The sequence below is a fragment of the Candidatus Moraniibacteriota bacterium genome (genome assembly GCA_028688415.1).
GTDB lineage: Bacteria > Patescibacteriota > Minisyncoccia > Moranbacterales > UBA1568 > UBA1568.
This window is the reverse complement of sequence record JAQTYF010000001.1, coordinates 19,059-36,873: the sequence shown is the minus strand read 5'-3', so window position 1 is coordinate 36,873 and position 17,815 is coordinate 19,059. Positions and strand designations below refer to the sequence as shown.

Below are 17,815 nucleotides of genomic sequence, written 5' to 3'. Positions count from 1 at the left end.
TTTTTTCAAAACCACCTTCTAGGGTGGTTTTTTCATATTCAAAAATCGTTCCTTAACAACAAGCCTCAACTGATAGAGAAAGGATCCCTATGAATACCACATTGTTCTTTTTAGTGCCAAAGGTGATCTGCCCTCTCATGGGAGAATCATACAGAGATGAGTTGCGTTCCTGCAATATACCAAAGACAAGAGCAAAACTGCTCGAAATAAAGTCGACGTGTTGCGATTCTTCACAATGTTTTCCTCTGAAAGCATTTCCTATCGAAGCGAAGAAAGAAATAGATCCTCCTGTTCAAAGAAGCACCAGGAGACTCATTTATTGCAATGCCTAATCCCCTCCCAACGTGGAATAGAATGAGACAGGACCACTACTCATAGTCCTGTCTTTTTTCTTGACTTTTCTACATTCTTGTGTGATGATTATCTTTCCTTAACAACTGGAGAAAGAAGATGGGAACAGTAAACGCTCTGGCGCAAATAAGTGCCTTGCTCCAAATTCTCGAACAAGATGAGATTATCAGTCATGCTGATCGATGTCTTCTCGAGAATTACGTACCAGATCCAGGGTATGAGATACTTTGGCCAGAAGAAGAAATATATTCTCTTTTAGAAAAAATTGCTCACTTCTCGAACGATAAATCTCATAAAACGAGGTCGCTCGATGTTCTCCCTTCATGGTCCCAAGAGACACTCGCGTCGCTACAGGTCTTTCTCGCAAATACACCTGAACCGCGACGAAGCCTTCTCTTCTTCATTATGCTGGAGATTCACTGGAGCTGTCGTCTCTAGTGTCCATAAACAAGCGGAAACTCGCAATCAAAAAGACGTACCGGAACCTCGGATACGTCTTCTTTTTTTCTTACTGCATATTCTTTTGATGATCAAGAGATTTTTTTTGTCTCTCTTTTTCTTGCATCAAAGCAACCACTTTCTCAACAAAATTCGCCTTCCCGCCAGAGAGTGTCACAAGACTCTTCATCAGAACATTTCCTCGATTTGCGATCTCTTTATCGGGATCTTCGCTGCTGTGCGCTATCTCACGATCCCATCCGCTCGTCTGTCGGTCGATTGGATCAGCAAAATTCTTCTGATCATTCTGCAACAATTCATTGATAGCCTCTGTCGCGAGTAAGACCAGTTTCTCGCGAAATTTCGATTCGAGACTGAAACTATACAACTCATTTGGGGAGGCGGTGACTCGATCGATAATGTCATCGATAAGTACGGATTCCACACCTTCTTCGACAATACTTTTCCATACAGGCGTCTTCTCACGAAAGGGCTTTATCACTACTGCTTCTTTCTTTGGCTCTGGCATGGATTCGAACATAACTGTATCAATAATAATTATACCTTCCTTTTATTCTACCAAAAAACCAATGTTCTTGCGAACAGATTGCATTTTTTTCTGTGCAAGCCCTCGCGCCTTCTCTGCACCAGCGTGAAGAATACTCAAGACTTCTTCATCAGAAATATGGGCGAGACGTTCTTGAAATGGTGTGAGGAAATTTACTATTACTTCTGCGAGATCAGTTTTGAAATCACCATATCCCTTTCCTCTGTACAATATTTCTATTTCCTCTGAAGTTTTCTGCGAAAGAAGAGTATAGATATTGATGAGATTCTTCAGTGCTGGTTTCTCATCGGAATAAACAACCTCTGATTCACCATCAGTGACAGCCTTGCGGATTTTCCGCCTCACCGTATCTGCATCATCGGTAAGGGCAATGAAATTATACTCACTGACAGCAGATTTGGACATCTTCTTCGTCTCATCATCAAGCGCCATAATGAGCTGACCTTCTTTCGATACTCTGCCTTCGGGCACTACAAACGTTTCACCAAATCTTTCATTGAAACGCTTGGCAAGTGTACGGGTAAGTTCAACGTGTTGCATCTGATCCTTGCCTACCGGTACAACATGGGTATCATAGAGCAAAATATCAGAAGCCATCAACACTGGGTAATCAAACAATCCAATACCAACAGTTTCTTTGTCGCTTTTGACTGACTTGTCCTTAAACTGTGTCATTTTTTCCAAATCACCAAAACGTGCAATAGTATTAAGTATCCAGCCAAGCTCGGTATGTTCTTTCACATGTGATTGGACGAAAAGCGTTGATTTACTCGGATCGATACCAGAAGCGAGATAAATTTTGGCAATCTCGAGCGTTTTTTTGCGGAGCGCTTCAGGGTCTTGCGGGACGGTGATAGCATGAAGATCGACAATACAAAAAAGCGTATCATATTCATCCTGAAGCGTGAGCCACTGCGCGATAGCACCGAGATAATTCCCAAGATGCAGGTTTCCTGATGGCTGTATTCCTGAAAATATTCTTTGTTTCATACAGAGTACGAGAAATTCAAATTATGCTTCCTTATAAAAATATTCCTTCAAACATCACTCCTCTAGTATACCATAAAGTCAAATAGAGGCTTTATTCTGGTATAATACTCCACTATTTGGGAGCAGCCCAACCAAAGACGTCACCTACCGCTCCAGCTATCAAATCAAAGAGAGAGACGGACTTTGATCCCGTATAGATAGCATGCTGATCGCTTGTTGCTGTATTGCCAAATCGATCATCAGAGACGATAGTGTAGAGGTATGTCGAAGATTGATCAAGACCAGGAAGAATCAGACTATGATTGGTCGTATAGTCTACCTCATTGACTGTTTTCTTGGGTTGACCAACACCCTTCGAATAAGCAATATTTGATTTGGCAAGCTTGTTTGTTTTCCATGTGATGACGAGTTTCACTTCTGGTTTATTCTTCTCCGTAAATGCCTCACCACGAATCTCAGTAATCGTGAGCGGATCAGGAGTATCTTCAGAAAGGAGGAACTCTGATTCCCCTCCGATAGCGATATCTCCGACACGGAAATTTTCACTTTCATAATTGGCAACTCCAAAGAGTGCGAGCGTGTCTTCTGGATCTTTTTTTGGTGGGACTACCTTCTTTATAGAAGGAGTTTTCTCGATCACTACTGGAGCCAGAGTCTCCGTCGGAACATCTCTCTGTGAAAAACGCTGATACGAAAAAAATCCCCCAACAAGCAGAAGTATCACGAGAACGGCAATAAGTATCTTGTATATCATTGGATGCTCAGTCAGAAAATCTTTTACCTCTATGGCGTTGTGGAAACGGTATTACTTTTTTGCTTGACAATTTCCTGTAATCGTTGTTTCGCCTCTTCAGGTGTCAATACTCCTCGTCGCACCTGCTCGTCAATGATTCGTAAATCTGCATCATCAGAATACAATGCTGGATTCGGAGACGTCTGCTGATCGATTTCTGGAGAAATCTGTATCATAGGCAGATCAGAAACAGGCAAAGGAGAGACTGTTTCAATCATTGTCGTCGGTCTCATTAGAACAACAAAAACAAGTGTCATGACAAAGAGCGTGATACTTAACAATAAAATCATTATCATTATTTGTACTATCTTTTCTGACATGTCTCTTGTTTATTTCTTACAACGCCGTCTCTTTCCAATTGAAGTCACAATAACGGGTACCGGTACAGTTATTCACGCCACAACCTTTTATGTCATTGTATCGTTTCCCTACACACACTTGATCAGATTTTGCTGTGCCTCCACAATCGAGAGGAGAACAATCATTCTGAACTTTGACATATACCGTTCTGTTGGTTACTCCTGAGGCATTCGAACAGGAGATGGTGAAAGAGGTAGTAGGAGCTGTAACAGAGACGTTAGCTGAATCGTTAGCGGGGGTTATTGGTGCATCAGACCAGATAGAGGTATCACTACTTGAATGACGACAACTCGTTGCATTGCCTACGGTCCATGTGAGAGTGGTCGATCCTGCCGATGTACGTACGAGCGGATTTGCTGTCAGTGATACTGTTGGTTTATTGGTATTGTATGAGGAGCAGAGAGCTGGTGAAGGAGAGGTTGACCCAGCACATTGTCCCAAGCAATTATACGTTCCATTGGCATTTTGCATACCACATTGGTTCGGAGCGGAGAGACAAGCAACTCCAGGATAAAACCACGCATCAGCAGGAGCAACAGCAGAACATACTCCACAGTTCATAGTGCCTACATTTTTCGATCCACAATTATTTTGAGCAGAATCACAAGAAGCTCCTTGATTAGGGGGCATTGGTGGGGCGACAGCAGTACACGTACCTACACAATCATATGTACCGCTATTAGTTGTTCCACAAGCATTAGTGGCAATACATGCAACATTGTAATTCGCTACACATGGAACTCCTGTAGACGAAACAATTTGCCCTCCCGCATTCTGACACCCTCCAGGACTGAATATCCCATTCCCATTACTCGATACACTGCAGAATCCCTGAGCATATCCATCAGAGAAACTCCCCCCACTAATAAGTGACAATGAGCCCTGTACGACACCAGCGGCTATCGCAACAACATTCGTCACCGCATCCACGATTGCATCGACGACACCACCAGCATGCACTGGCTGAGGCATACCTATGCTTACTGCAAAAACCAATACAAAGAAAATGGCAAAGAAACTTTTTTTCATAAAGATTGCTGTTACGAATACATGTATAGTATATACCAAACAAAGAAAATGTGCACTAGGCATTCTGCCTGTTCCGATATGTGAGTATCACCGCTATCGCATACGCAATATCAAATGTTATGAAAAGAGAAAAAAGAAAAACTCCTATACTCTCTTTGTTATAAAAACTCAGTCGTTGGAAAAAATTCAAGAAAACTAGTGAGCTCAAAAGGGTCAAGACATACACGGGGAGAATATGTCGTCCGATAATCACCAATGGGTGGTATTTTTTCGTTATCATTCTGCCATGAGCAATCAGCTCGATGAGAGAGAGAATTACAACAAAAAAAGCAATGGTTAGGAGAAGAAAACGTATAGGGAGATGGGCTGTTACGCCAAAGATATCAGAGACATCCACTCGTTCTAGGATTAGGGTGAGGAAGAATAATGCCAACGTCCCGGAGGCGAGGCTTCGTATGAATAACTTCTTTTTCTGATACGTGTAATAGATATGACTCGTGAGAAATCCAAATCCGATCAGAGAAAAGAACGGGAAAAATGGATAGAAATTGATAGTATTCTGTGCATCAGTAAAGAAAAAGGTGATAAAATAATTTTCCAAAAATCCATCATCGAAAAACATGCGGAGCAATGGTGTGAGAAAAAGCGTCAGTGAAGTGACAAGAAAAATAATCGTATATCCGAAAAAACGCTGTAAGAAAAAAAGAGTGAGGATAGAAAGAGTATAAAAGAAAAAAACATTCCAATACAGAATAAACGGGTGATAATTGAGACCAAAAAGAAATCCCAGAAGGATAATAGGTATCAATCGAGTACCAACTTGACGCATTGAAGGGTGATATTTCTCAATATAAAAATAAAAAGACGCTCCTGCTGAAAGAAAGAGAATGTGCACTATCACGAAACAAAAAGTAAGTATCGGCCAAGAAACAGCATTCATATCATACAGATCTATACCTACACCACGATGAGTGGTGCCAAATTGCCATATCAATATATGGCTAAAAATAGCTCCAAGACATCCGATAGTTTTGATAATATCGAGTGTTTGCCAACGATATTGTGACGGCATATTTTTATTCATATTTTTTCATCTCACACATAATCGTCTGTGTCAGGACATATTCCCCTCGAATTTCTATTGTAGCATATTCAAACTGTATTTTTCTTTCCTTCATACATTCTTTGATAGAGTTTGAAAAAGAAAAAAATACTTTCTCATTATAAATCCGCGATACAAAAATCTGAGCAGGTTTCATATCAACATCAAGACATTTGAAGAAAGATTCTTTGAGAGACCAAAAAGCGATTACTCCAGAAGAATAGGAAAGGTTATTTTCTCTGCAGAAACAATCCAGTACAAACTGTTCGTTCTTTTTGATTACTGGACCGATAAAGAACACTGTTTGTATATCCGTCAAGAGGTATTCAATATCAATTCCAATCTTATACGGAGACTGGATCGTAGCGACAACGATATAGTGCGGTTTATGTGAAATCGACACATCGGTGAAGTCGTTGATTATCGGTCTTCCGGTCTCCGAATGCTTGAGTTCTTCTCCCGAAAGAATGTATACCAAAAAATCAGCTATCGAACGTTGCTTCTCTATATCCCATCCCTGATGACGAAATATTCTCGTTGGCTGAGCGAGACAACGCAGTAGATTCATATTTCCTCGTGATGAAAAGAGGTTTCTCATATCTTTTTTCAAGAAAAACTTCCTTTGCGAAGAAAAATGCCCTTCATTTCAAGGATAACTTCTCCTTTTTCGTTTACGACAGAGACATCACCACGCACACCTGTTTCGGTAGGAGTAAAAGACAAAAGTACCGGGTATACAAAGCGTGTTTTTTCGATCTCTTCATAATATTTCATCCAATCAATACTAATCGGAAGCACAAAAGTTCTTTGTTGATCCGCAGATTGTAGCCCGAGCATCTGAAAAGAAGCATCGATCCACTGAATCAGTCTGTCGAAAGTTTCTATTCCAAATATCGGAAGAAGCTTGGCAGTATCAATGACAGCACAAGAAGAACCGTCTTCATTTTTCCACACTGCCTGCAATGTCTGAAAGGTGGGTCCAAATGATATTCTTGTTTCTTTTTCAAAGAAATCGTAAATATCCTTTTTTGATATTTTTGTACCATTTTTTTTGATTATACAAAATAACTTTTGTTCTTCTTTTTCCTCCTTGATTTCTTCGGCGGAAAAATAAGATACATCTGATTTCAAAGAAAGAGTATTCTTATTATCAACATTCTTCCGTTCGAGTGTACATTCCACCACAGCCTTTCTTACTATAAGAGGATTCTGTGCAGAAATATTTTTCAATAGAGGAACTTTCTTCCAATACATTTTTCCCAAACACAGAAACATTCCTATGCCAATTGCCAAAGGAACATACATTGCTCCCTGTATTTTATGATCTCTGAGCCACTTATCGCTCGTCGTATGAAAACTTTTCCTGAAAATATTCTGAGAAAAAGTCAGTGAAGACAAGTCAGAGGGTGAGCCAAGAATCGGTGCGTATTTTATGAAATTATTAGAAGGAAAGGATAAGGCGCTATCATCCGATGCATCCAAATAATAGACTGGTCCACTCTTCTGCAATGAGAGATCAAGGGCAAACAATCGATTCGCATCATCTGGATCAAGCAATGACACTTCGTATTCATCCAATTTCTGAGAAACGCTTTTTTCTGCTGTCATACCCGTATTCTCCCAAGCTGGCCAATGAATAGCCGTTGCCACCGAACCATATTTCTCTAATTCTTTACCGTATTTCTGAGTCATCTCACTCACCCATGCATTGGCTGCGGTATAGATACTTTGACCAGCACTCCCATACCGCGAGATGATTGATGCAAAATTGATAACTCTTTTTGGATGATATTTCAGAGCCAATTGCAAAACATTCAATGTCGGTACCACTTTATTACAAAATTCGGACTCTATTGAAAGCTCTGTTTTCTGGTCAAAAAAATCAATATCGACTGTACCTGCACCATTGATTACATAATCAATTCGTTTCTGTTCTCGCATAACACGTTTCCACACCTTCTCCAGAGCAACTTTGTCACGAGCGTCCAATGAAACATAAAAAACATGTGGCGTATATTTTTTGAGTATACGTATATGTTCGCGTATGATCTTTTCTTGTTCATTCCTACGACCGATCACGTAGAAAATCGGCTTTTCCTCTTTTGCGATATGCTTTATGAGAGAAAAAGTAATTCCGCTCGCTCCTCCGATCACTATTATGACAGCATCTTTTTTGAAAGGGATAATTGGATTATTTTGTATCAAAACTGGTTGCATGCGATATCTCTTCCCTCGTGTATATACAATGTCATCTCCATTCATTCCCTCTTTCTCGGGAAGAAACTCCTTAAAATCTTTCACTGCATCACTATGAACATATCGAAAGAACATTCCTGAAAATTCTCTTTTGAGAGATTTCAGGAAAGATGCAAGACTGGAAACGGCAATACTCTGTTCCGATCCAAATGAAAGGCACAAACAACAAAATGTACTCTGTTTGATTGGCTGTAAAAAACCTCGGAAGAATTGAAAGAGGGACAACATTTTTTTATACTCCCACTGTATATCTTGTGCTCGTATCACGAGAGTAAATGTCTGATTTTTATCAACTACCCTCCTTACGAAAGAAAACCATCGTTTCAAAACAACACTATCAGATTCAAAAATATTCTCGATGTCTAAAACAAACAGGTTAGCTCGATCGTCTCTCGAACATTGAGAAGAAGCAATAGAAAGCTCTTCTGTTACTGGAAGAAAAGCATATCTTTGGAATTCTGTTTTTCTTTTTTTATGCACCTTCTTTGTCTCGGTATCTTGTATCGATGACAAAGATTTTTTTTGTATTGTTTCAATGTATAAGATAACATCATCAATACTCTTGAAATGAGACGTATTAAAATCATCACCGAGAGATATTTTTAATCTCCGAAAAATAGTCAGAAGAATGTCCGTTCTCTTGATAGAATCTATCCCAAAATCTTCCTGGAATCTTCCATTGGGATGAATACTTTTTATCTCATATCCCGTTATCTCTCTAATAGTTTTACATATAATTGTGAATAATTTTGCATTTTTCACATTTTTTCCTGCCGTATTCGCTTTCTGTTCTTTTTGAAAAAAAGATTGTATACATTCTGTTTTTACTGACTGTTTTTTCTCTGCCAAAATATCTTCGACAAAGACAGAGAATATTTTTTTCGGACCGATTTCCAAAAAAGAAAAACATCCTAAATTATACATTGATCGTACCTGATAGATAAAGTTCACTTGAGTTGTAATCTGGGTGCAGAGAATCTTCTCAATATCACTTTTTCGAAAATTTTGCTGATTGATTTCCTTTTTCAATACCGAAGAAAAAAATGGTATAGTCGGTTTTCGAAAAGTAAATTGCTTCTTCCGAAGAAATGCCTCAATTTTCTTCTGTGAACTCAGAAGATACGGGGAATGATATGGCTGTGGTACGCCGTACAGAACTTTGCATTTCGTTTCATTTTCTCGAAAAATATCCACAATTTCATCGACGCATTCAGGAACGACGGCAATAACCGTCTGATTCGGACTATTGATATTGCTAATGAAATATTTTTGATGTTTCAAAACAGCCTTGATGTATCGTACATCTGCATTCACTGCTATCAAGAAGCCTGCCGTATGCGCTTTCGGACAAAAGATATCTCGGTGATAAATAATCATAAGCATCTCCTCAAAAGATACGACACCCGAAGCCACGAGGGCTGAGTATTCGCCAAAACTATGCCCCGTTACTTTTTCTGGAATGATTTGAGATGCTCGTAACATATCAAAAAGAGCCATTTCTAATGTAAACAAAGCAATATTGGATACTACTGGTAATGTCTTTTCCTGTAAATTCTCGGGATGCATAATATAGTCCGAAATCTTGGGTAAATGAAATCGTCTCATCAATCTATCTGCAAGCGCGAACTTCTCACGGATAAGGATTGATTTGAGATATTCATCACGAAACATACCTGGAAAAGTAGATCCTTGACCAGCAAAAATAAAACATCGTCTCGAAAAATCCACTCCGGAGTATGGCTTCATCGAAACAGTATATGTACCGTAATAATACCCCTGACTTTTATTCATCATATCGGATTGATTGTATCAATTTTTGGATCGGATAGCTTTCTTCTTTTGCCCGACGAAGCGTCGTCAATAAAAGACATGACACCTCGTCTTTTCTTAGTATATATTTTCTCTCCGTATCAAGTTTCTCTCGACAAAAAACAAGTATTACTATTCCATCATTTTTCTGAAGTTCCCTCTTGGCAAGCTTGAGTGCTGATGCAAAAGAATTGAAATCAGCATCAACATTGAAATTTTTTCCCTTGAAATCGAAAGTGTTACATATTCTTCCTGCGATCACGTTGTTTAAAATACCTGGACCAGTATCCTCAGTGACTTCAGGGAATCTGTCTTTATACTTTGCAAACATCTTTTTCATATTTTCATCGGATGGATCGAATACTTTCTCAAACTCAGCCGTTATAATACGGTAAGAGAAATGAAGAGCAGACTCCAAACCGATGATAGAAGCAGAGAGAACAGAAACCGATTCTTTCTTGAGTGAATCAATAGCTATATGAGATTTTTCGAAAGCATCCTGTACAGCAGAAAGCGCGAGTAATTGAATTTTATCTATAGAGGCAATACTCTTTGGAGGAATATTGAATTGTCTGACCAATACATCCGAATCGATATCTTTGTATACGGCAATTCCCTCCCCTATAACCACTATTGTTTCTGGTTCCTGCAACATCAATTGAGACTTTATTTTTCCTTCCTTTTTCCATTCTTCAACAACAACATGATAGTTGATATTACCAAATCCAAAAGCAGACACTCCACAACGCAAGGCCTTATGTTTAGATTTTTTACGTAAAGAAAGAGGTCTTTTGTTTACATACACATTTCCATTCTGAGGAGCCATCGATGATGTAATGTATCGAGTAGGTGGAATAATCTTTTGTTCCATCAATAATAAACATTTGAGAAGACCAACAGCTCCAGCAGATCCTTTGGTATGACCGACAAGAGATTTCACTGATCCAATAGGTATTTTCTTTTTGAAAAAAGCGTTTAGGGAATTGATTTCTGTCTTATCTCCAAGTTTCGTACCCGTACCATGACACTCTATATAATCAATACTCTGTGGGTCTATACTTTGATAGGCTCGATCATACGACAAGAGTTGCCCTTCTATAGACGGGGAAAAGAGGCTCGAACTATTCCCATCGCTCGCACTTCCTACTGATCGTATGATGCCATAAATGGTATTCCCATCTCGCAAAGCATCTTCCATCCTTTGAAGAACAAAAATGACTGCGCCTTCACCCTGAGACAATCCGTCAGTTTGTTCATCAAAAGGAAGACATCTTTTTTCAGAGAGAGCTCCGACTTTACTGAATAAAACAAATGAATCGGGTCGTAAATTACTTTCTATACCTCCAGTTACGGCCATATCCGTCTCATAATTCTTCAGAGCGTCCACAGCACTCTCGATTGCTGCCAGAGATGAAGCACAAGCCGCATCAACAAGCACCCCCTCCCCTTTCAAATGAAATTTTTTCTTCAAGACATCAATAACAGATGTCGTTAATACAGCATCGATTTGTAAAGCATCATCCACTTCATGATTGAAATATTGCTCTATCGCATCAAAGGCTTTTTTCTTGCTTTTTATATTACTTTTTTGTATATACTGCTTCAAGAATTTTTTATTGAATGCAAAGAAATTCTCAAGCGAAAATCCATCGCTCGCTTCCATACAGCCAATAAAGAGAGTTGTATTCTCTAATATTTTTTTTCTTTTCTGCTTCAGACAAGCGAATGCCTGTCTTGTGGCCTCAAGAGACATAATCTCCAATCTCCTATTCCGAGAGAATACGAGACCAAGACGTTTACTGATTTTCTTCAGGTCCTCATCATCGACGAAACCAGCGTACGAAGAATACGACTTATCTTTTGCCAATCTCTCTCGACTGAAATAAAGACGCTTATCAAACCTTTCCTCTGGCATCTGCCTGATAGAACACGTACCTGAGATGATATTTGTCCAGAATTCCTCTGGACGAGATGCTTCTGGCAAGACACAACCTCTCCCCACAATACAGATGTCATTTGGTTGGTACATCGGTCTCTCTTTCATATCGGATCATTCTGATTATATCACCATGTCTTGTACCATAAATACACGAGTATCAAGTCATTGTATCAAAAAAGAAGAAAAATATTATTATTGCAATTGCTTACGAACAAAGAAAAAAGCTGTAGCAAAAGATGTATGAATAACAAGAAAAAGTCCGTCCACAGAAAAGAGTAACGGGTGAGCAATGTTATAACCAGACACTATACCTATAAGACCAAAAAGAGAAAGAGAAGTAAAAAGAAAGATAAAAAAAGAGATGAGTAAGTGAATTGAAGAAGATGATTCATTTCGTCTTGAAACAAAAAATGTTGCAATTCCTGCTACAAAAAAGAGAATTGCTATAAGAGATCTTTTGAGCATATCCCCAGAGACATCTAATCCAAAAATTTCAGGAACAAAAGAAACTGAAAGAGCGAGAACAACAAAATACGCTGTCGAAATCTCAAGAAGAATTTTTTGTTTCATACTTTTTCATAAATTATACGATTTCAGTATAGCAAAGTACTGAAATATCACCAAATACTTTGATCGTTTTTTGTGATATACTAGGCTTAATATGTCATTGTTCTCATACACATCTATCTTTTTTCTTCAGTATGAACATTCCTCTCCATCCAATCAGCAATATCTACCTTTTCGTTTCTGAAGTAGCTAAAAAATCACCGCGCAACATTGCCCTCATGTCCTGTTCATCAGACGGGTCTCTTCTCGAAACTCTCTCGTATGAAGCACTGCTCGAAAAAATGGAGCGTGCTCTCCATTATCTACAGACCCTTGGTCTCAAAGAAAAAGATTGTATTGCTCTCGCTTTTACCAATTCGATCGATCTCCTCATACTCAGTTGGTCGGCATGGAGTATGGGTATCATCACCATTCCTCTCGATACGAAAAATGACATTGGCGAACTCTATGCCTACAAAATACGCATCACTCAATCAAAATATCTCATCGTTCAAGAAAAAATACAAAAATCAATCGATCAGGCATCGATTGAAGGAGTGCGTATCGAAATCTTTTCTGGATTTCTTTATCGGTCAGAGAAAGAACTGCCAATATTACAGAAGAATCCAGATCACATTGCTCTCATTCTCTTTACTTCTGGAACGACTGGACATCCTAAGGGAGCGCAACTTTCTCTACAAAATTTGATTGTCAATGCTGATGGTATTCGGCGATGGTTCGATATCAGAGATACTGATCGCTTCCTCGTCAATCTTCCTCTTCATCACATCAATTCGACAACATTTTGTCTCTCTATACTCCTTTCTGGAGGATCTATTGCTATTCCTCCGACATATTCCAGCTCAAACTTCTGGAATCAAGTAAGTAAAACACAATCCACCATCACATCAATCGTTCAATCAATCGTATATGATCAATTGGTACGTGAATCAGAGTTTATGCACGTAAAAAACGATATCCTGCTCAATAGAATTCAGATCGGTTCCGCCCCAGTCATAGCGCACAGTGCCCTCGAATTCGAAGATACATACCATATTCCCCTTTACCAAGGTTATGGACAGACAGAAACAGCGCTACGGGTGACTGGCGTCCCTCTCTCACTCTCTTCCGCTCTCCACAAAAAGATTGTGGAAGAAAACTCTATCGGTATATCGATGCCGTGGGCAGATGTCCAGATTGCTAGCAATACAGGAGAACATCTCGGTGAAAATGAAGAGGGAGAATTGATCGTAAGAGGTGATGCTGTTATGCGAGGATACGTAGGTAAGGAACCTGCTTTTCAAAACGGATATTTCTTGACGGGCGATATCGGATATTTCAAAATTATCGATAAAAAAAAGTTCTTCTTTTTGAAAGGAAGGAAAAAAGAAATCATCATCAAGGGAGGCGTGAACATCTCTCCTACTGCTGTAGAAAATAGACTAAAGAAGGTATCGGTAGATATCGATCAGGTCTATGTCATAGGTGTCGTCGATGATCGATACGGGGAAGAAGTAGCTGCCATCATTTGTTGGAAAAAACATGTCGATACCGATCAGGCATTCAAGAAGCTCAAAAAAAACATTCTCTCTCATACACCCCTCATCGGAGCATACGAGGCACCAAAATACCTTCTCTCGCTCTCTCCTGAAAAATTACCGAGGACATCGACAGGCAAAGTACAAAGAATGATTCTCAAAAAACAATTTTCTCGAGAGAAGTTTGAATATATACAGTAGAGCAGAAAGCCTGAAAAAACAAAAAAACTCTCCAACCAGATGGCAGGAGAGTTTTTTTTGATACCTATTGTCTCTATTAGACTTCGATGACCACTGGGAGGACCATCGGGCGACGTTCCGTCTTGGTAAAGAGGAACTGACCGATAATATCACGGATTTGATTTCGGATGAGATCAGCATCAAGAGACACGTCTTTCGAAGTATTTTCTCGAATGATTTTTTCTACTTTGCGTTTCGTCTCATTGACGAGATCAAAGTTTTCTTTCACATGGATGAATCCGCGTGAAGTGATCTGGATATTTCCGACAGCAGTTTTGGTCTTGGAATCGATAATAGCAGTAATCACTACCATACCATCCTGAGCAAGCACCTGGCGATCGCGAAGCACAACATGTCCGATATCTCCAACACCGAGACCGTCGATGAAGACGTAACTCGTATCTGCTTTTTCTTTCAAAACAGCTGAAAAATTGTTCTCACCGACTTCGAATACTCCACCGTTGTCGAGCACAAAAACATTTTTCTCTGGAAAGCCCATTCGGAAGGCGATCTTGGCAGCTTCTTTCAAGAAATAATGATTGGCATACACCGGCAAGAAATACGTCGGCTGTACCTGACGGAGCATCTCCTCCATCCCCTGTGCAGTCGAGTGACCACCGATGTGAATTTCCATAATATCACTGTGGATGATGTTATCACACTTGCGATAGAGGTTGTCTTTCAGACGTTGGATCGTTCGTTCGTTGCCTGGAATAACTGAGGAGGAAAACACGATTGTGTCATTCTTCTGGAGTTTGATGAATCGATGATTGTCAGTGACGATACGAGAGAGAGCCGCATTGAGCTCACCTTGCGCACCTGTACAAATGACGACAACTTGGTTATCGGCGTATTTATGAATATCATTGACGGTGATGAGTGTATCTTTTCTCACTTTGATATACCCGAGTTCCTTGGCGACTTCGATGTTCATTTTCATACTGTACCCCTCAAGTGCCACTTTCTTCCCCAACTGTTCTGCATATTCGATGAGGTAGCTGATACGACGAATCTGTGAAGCAAACGTACCAATAATCAAACGTCCAGGAACCGTACGAATGAGGTTCTTCAAATTCTGATGCACTTCCTGTTCTGACGGTGGAAGTCCTTTCTTCAGTGCTCCCAAACTTTCAAGCATGAGTATCGTCGGTCGTGGCAGATTGGCGAGATGTTTGTAGGAAATTTCTTTTTCTTCGAGAGGATCATTGGCAATTGTCCAGTCACCCATATGAATAACTGATCCGACTGGTGTCAGAAGTACAATTCCGATAGCGTCCATAATAGAATGCTCGACATCGAAGAAACGTGCTTCGAATGCGCCGAGTTTGATACGGTCTTCAACGGTTTTGATACGTACCATCTTGAGACGGCTCGCAGCACCTTTTTCTTGATCGTCAACCTTGTGTTTGATAAGCGCCAAAGTCAAGTCACGAGACACGACTGGCGGATATCCAAGTTGTTTCAAGAGGAGTGGCGCAGCACCAATATGATCGAGGTGACCATGGGTAAATACGACACCACGGATATTTTTTTCTTTCCCCTTCAGATAATTGGCATTCGGAATGATATAGTCAATACCTGGCATATCTTCTTCTGGAAACTGAAGTCCCATATCAACAATCACAATATCGTTGCCGTATTCGAACACAGTCATATTGCGACCAACTTCTTCCTGACCACCAAGAGGGATGATACGGAGACGTTTTTCACCGAGTACAGGAACCGAGACACCGTTGTGCGTCGATTCGAGTCGACTCTTCATTGGCATCGGAAAACGACGATTGTTTTTCTGACCACTCTTTTTCCCTGGCACTCCAGATTTTTTCATCGGTTGCCTGTTCAGACTTGGTTTATTCGAAGCTGGACCGCCTAGGCTCGACTTATTTGAGGCTGACTGTCCTTTAGAGACAGAGGTACCTGACTTTTGTGTCGACAACGAAAGAGGCTTCACGAATGAAGTCTGCTTGGACGCGACATGTCCGTATGATTTATTCTGTGTCGCACGTGGCGCCTGGGCATGTGCGACGATACCCTCGAACGCACCTGCGACAGGAGGTTTTTCTCCTCCTCCGAGAACACCATTGGTATGGCTCGTGTGAGCTGATATACCAGTGTCTCTGTTTTTTTGAAACGAATTATTCGTCTGCATACTGTTTACTTTTTCTCTGATACCCTGTTTTTGTCCACCTTTGAAAAAGATGCCAAAAAGAAAATATCTTTGAGATTGATTATTTCTTGTTGAGGTATTTTTTAGCCATCAACAAGAATGAATTATTACGAAAGATGCTCTTCTCACGAGGAGAAGTTCTCTTTTTACGTTGTGCCCTAGGGGAGACTCGAACTCCCATGTGATTGCTCACGCTAGCACCTGAAGCTAGTGCGTCTACCAATTCCGCCACCAGGGCCTCTATTCTTTTTTCTTCTGTTCTTTTTTCTTCCAAAGACAAAAAGGTCTCATATACGGGAAAATCCCCTATACACAACAAAAAGAAAGATAGAATTCGATCACTTTGTTCGAATTTCTCAGTTCTCTATTGTAGCACAACTTTTTCTTCTTGTCAATAAAGCGCACTTAAACCATCTTTTAAAGTGCAAATCTCCACAAGAGAAAGTCTCTATTCACCGCCCAAAAGCCAATTTTTCATCATCGTTCCACCTCTCACAAGAGCTCTCAGTATTACGAAAAAAGCAGTCCCCAATCTACACAATCACAACTTCTTTTTTCGATCTGAGAGCTCTTGCTCAGTCAGTGTGGAAAGGATGCTGAAAAAATTCTTTTGGGTAGTGATTAGCTTCAAAACAATATGAGGAACTATTTTACAGCTCTGTAGGCTCGATTTCTTTCAATTTTTCGACGATTTTTTTTACATCTTCTGCTCGTCCCCTCTTACATACGAGAATGCTTCCTTTGGTTTCGACAATGATGAGATCCTCTACCCCAATCGTCGTTATCAACCGATTTTCAGTACTGTAGGTAAATACATTCTTGGAATCAATACCGATATGTCGCATCGCAGAATTGTGTCCCAAGACATCCGCCAAACTATCGAAAGATCCAATATCACTCCACCCAAAATTCCCTGCGATGACGCCTACTTTTTCTGACTTCTCTGATAATGCATAATCGATAGAGACAGATGGAATAGTTTTGTATTTTTTCAAAATCTCTCTATATGTCCCCGTGAAAAAACCTGCTATTTCAGGAGCACAGAGCGAGAGTTCTGAGAAGAACGTGCGTGCGTTGAAAAAATACATACCCGAGTTCCAGAGATATTTCCCGGATGCGAGATATTTCTTAGCTGTTTTTAGATCCGGTTTTTCTTTGAATTCGAGAACAGGAAAGATGCCTCGGGATTCTTTGCCTCGACGAATATACCCATACCCTGTTTCTGGTTTGGTCGGGACGATACCGATGGTCCCGATGATATCATCTTTCAAATCAGCTATCTTTCGCACGATATCCATATAAGCGGTTTCCTGACCAATGTAATGGTCTGATGGGAGGAAGAGGACATTCTCTGAAACATTCATTTTCATTTTCTCAGTCAAGTATTTCATCGCAAGAGCGATCGCTGGTGCAGTATTGCGAGCAGATGGTTCTATGATAATATTTTTTTCTGAAAATTTCCGATCCCTTTTTCGTATCTGACTGAGCACATATGAAGCGTTGTCTTTGTTGGTTACAAAAAATATGTGTTCGACAGGGAGGAGTTTATGGATACGATCAAACGTTTCCTGAAGGAGCGACTTGTCTCCATAGAGTTTCAAAAATTGTTTCGGGAGATTTTTTCGACTCATCGGCCACAGACGCGTCCCAGATCCACCACAGAGAATAACACTATACATAGAATATCAT

General features: G+C 40.1%; 14 protein-coding genes and 1 tRNA gene. 2 read left to right on the top strand and 13 right to left on the bottom strand.

Annotation, left to right across the window (positions count from 1 at the left end; all coding sequences use genetic code 11):
- Window positions 1-450 precede the first annotated feature (450 nt).
- Window positions 451-789: a hypothetical protein gene (locus PHH40_00125; GenBank protein ID MDD2766157.1), complete on the top strand. Its 339-nt coding sequence runs from the start codon at window positions 451-453 to the stop codon at window positions 787-789.
- A gap of 70 nt (window positions 790-859) precedes the next feature.
- Here the strand turns inward: PHH40_00125 and PHH40_00120 are convergent, their stop codons facing one another.
- From PHH40_00120 to PHH40_00075, 10 genes are all read right to left on the bottom strand, one after another.
- Window positions 860-1,330, bottom strand: a complete 471-nt coding sequence (locus PHH40_00120) for a hypothetical protein (GenBank protein ID MDD2766156.1) — start codon at window positions 1,328-1,330, stop codon at window positions 860-862.
- A gap of 30 nt (window positions 1,331-1,360) precedes the next feature.
- Entirely contained in the window at window positions 1,361-2,347 is a 987-nt protein-coding gene (gene trpS / locus PHH40_00115; protein ID MDD2766155.1) for a tryptophan--tRNA ligase, read from the bottom strand.
- A gap of 112 nt (window positions 2,348-2,459) precedes the next feature.
- Complete coding sequence (locus PHH40_00110) at window positions 2,460-3,101, bottom strand: hypothetical protein (protein MDD2766154.1); 642 nt, start codon at window positions 3,099-3,101, stop codon at window positions 2,460-2,462.
- A 29-nt stretch (window positions 3,102-3,130) separates the two neighbouring features.
- Window positions 3,131-3,430, bottom strand: coding sequence for a hypothetical protein (locus tag PHH40_00105; GenBank protein ID MDD2766153.1), 300 nt, complete (start codon window positions 3,428-3,430; stop codon window positions 3,131-3,133).
- A 46-nt stretch (window positions 3,431-3,476) separates the two neighbouring features.
- Window positions 3,477-4,529, bottom strand: coding sequence for a hypothetical protein (locus PHH40_00100; GenBank protein ID MDD2766152.1), 1,053 nt, complete (start codon window positions 4,527-4,529; stop codon window positions 3,477-3,479).
- 55 nt (window positions 4,530-4,584) lie between these two features.
- Window positions 4,585-5,613 carry a hypothetical protein gene (locus PHH40_00095; GenBank protein ID MDD2766151.1) on the bottom strand — a complete coding sequence of 343 codons (1,029 nt, stop codon included), beginning with the start codon at window positions 5,611-5,613 and terminating at the stop codon, window positions 4,585-4,587.
- On the bottom strand, window positions 5,606-6,199 hold the full coding sequence (locus tag PHH40_00090) for a 4'-phosphopantetheinyl transferase superfamily protein (protein MDD2766150.1): 594 nt from the start codon (window positions 6,197-6,199) through the stop codon (window positions 5,606-5,608). The genes PHH40_00095 and PHH40_00090 overlap by 8 nt, the downstream gene beginning before the upstream one ends.
- Before the next feature lie 38 nt (window positions 6,200-6,237).
- Window positions 6,238-9,681 carry an SDR family NAD(P)-dependent oxidoreductase gene (locus PHH40_00085; GenBank protein MDD2766149.1) on the bottom strand — a complete coding sequence of 1,148 codons (3,444 nt, stop codon included), beginning with the start codon at window positions 9,679-9,681 and terminating at the stop codon, window positions 6,238-6,240.
- Window positions 9,671-11,740, bottom strand: coding sequence for a beta-ketoacyl synthase N-terminal-like domain-containing protein (locus tag PHH40_00080; GenBank protein MDD2766148.1), 2,070 nt, complete (start codon window positions 11,738-11,740; stop codon window positions 9,671-9,673). Before PHH40_00080 ends, PHH40_00085 begins: the two co-directional genes overlap by 11 nt.
- Window positions 11,741-11,827: 87 nt before the next feature.
- The gene (locus PHH40_00075) at window positions 11,828-12,205 is read right to left on the bottom strand and encodes a hypothetical protein (protein MDD2766147.1); all 378 of its coding nucleotides are present in this window, start codon (window positions 12,203-12,205) and stop codon (window positions 11,828-11,830) included.
- Window positions 12,206-12,336: 131 nt separating this feature from the next.
- Between PHH40_00075 and PHH40_00070 the strand changes: the two genes are divergently transcribed.
- The gene (locus PHH40_00070; protein MDD2766146.1) at window positions 12,337-13,920 is read left to right on the top strand and encodes a class I adenylate-forming enzyme family protein; all 1,584 of its coding nucleotides are present in this window, start codon (window positions 12,337-12,339) and stop codon (window positions 13,918-13,920) included.
- Between the two features lie 76 nt (window positions 13,921-13,996).
- Here PHH40_00070 and PHH40_00065 read toward each other — a convergent pair whose 3' ends face one another.
- From PHH40_00065 to PHH40_00055, 3 genes are all read right to left on the bottom strand, one after another.
- A complete protein-coding gene (locus PHH40_00065; protein MDD2766145.1) occupies window positions 13,997-16,108 on the bottom strand; it encodes a ribonuclease J in 2,112 nt (703 codons plus the stop codon).
- A 172-nt stretch (window positions 16,109-16,280) separates the two neighbouring features.
- Window positions 16,281-16,364: transfer RNA gene (locus PHH40_00060), tRNA-Leu, on the bottom strand.
- A gap of 412 nt (window positions 16,365-16,776) precedes the next feature.
- Entirely contained in the window at window positions 16,777-17,805 is a 1,029-nt protein-coding gene (locus PHH40_00055) for a mannose-1-phosphate guanylyltransferase (protein MDD2766144.1), read from the bottom strand.
- Between the last annotated feature and the right edge of the window lie 10 nt (window positions 17,806-17,815).

What these genes read in the sequence shown, in the direction of transcription:
- PHH40_00110 (MDD2766154.1), bottom strand. Translation starts at nt 3,101, where the DNA reads ATGATATACAAGATACTTATTGCCGTTCTCGTGATACTTCTGCTTGTT.
- PHH40_00095 (MDD2766151.1), bottom strand. Translation starts at nt 5,613, where the DNA reads ATGAATAAAAATATGCCGTCACAATATCGTTGGCAAACACTCGATATT.
- PHH40_00090 (MDD2766150.1), bottom strand. Translation starts at nt 6,199, where the DNA reads ATGAATCTACTGCGTTGTCTCGCTCAGCCAACGAGAATATTTCGTCAT.
- PHH40_00080 (MDD2766148.1), bottom strand. Translation starts at nt 11,740, where the DNA reads ATGAAAGAGAGACCGATGTACCAACCAAATGACATCTGTATTGTGGGG.
- PHH40_00120 (MDD2766156.1), bottom strand. Translation starts at nt 1,330, where the DNA reads ATGTTCGAATCCATGCCAGAGCCAAAGAAAGAAGCAGTAGTGATAAAG.
- PHH40_00125 (MDD2766157.1), top strand. Translation starts at nt 451, where the DNA reads ATGGGAACAGTAAACGCTCTGGCGCAAATAAGTGCCTTGCTCCAAATT.
- PHH40_00100 (MDD2766152.1), bottom strand. Translation starts at nt 4,529, where the DNA reads ATGAAAAAAAGTTTCTTTGCCATTTTCTTTGTATTGGTTTTTGCAGTA.
- PHH40_00085 (MDD2766149.1), bottom strand. Translation starts at nt 9,681, where the DNA reads ATGATGAATAAAAGTCAGGGGTATTATTACGGTACATATACTGTTTCG.
- PHH40_00105 (MDD2766153.1), bottom strand. Translation starts at nt 3,430, where the DNA reads ATGATTTTATTGTTAAGTATCACGCTCTTTGTCATGACACTTGTTTTT.
- PHH40_00065 (MDD2766145.1), bottom strand. Translation starts at nt 16,108, where the DNA reads ATGCAGACGAATAATTCGTTTCAAAAAAACAGAGACACTGGTATATCA.
- PHH40_00055 (MDD2766144.1), bottom strand. Translation starts at nt 17,805, where the DNA reads ATGTATAGTGTTATTCTCTGTGGTGGATCTGGGACGCGTCTGTGGCCG.
- PHH40_00075 (MDD2766147.1), bottom strand. Translation starts at nt 12,205, where the DNA reads ATGAAACAAAAAATTCTTCTTGAGATTTCGACAGCGTATTTTGTTGTT.
- trpS (MDD2766155.1), bottom strand. Translation starts at nt 2,347, where the DNA reads ATGAAACAAAGAATATTTTCAGGAATACAGCCATCAGGAAACCTGCAT.
- PHH40_00070 (MDD2766146.1), top strand. Translation starts at nt 12,337, where the DNA reads ATGAACATTCCTCTCCATCCAATCAGCAATATCTACCTTTTCGTTTCT.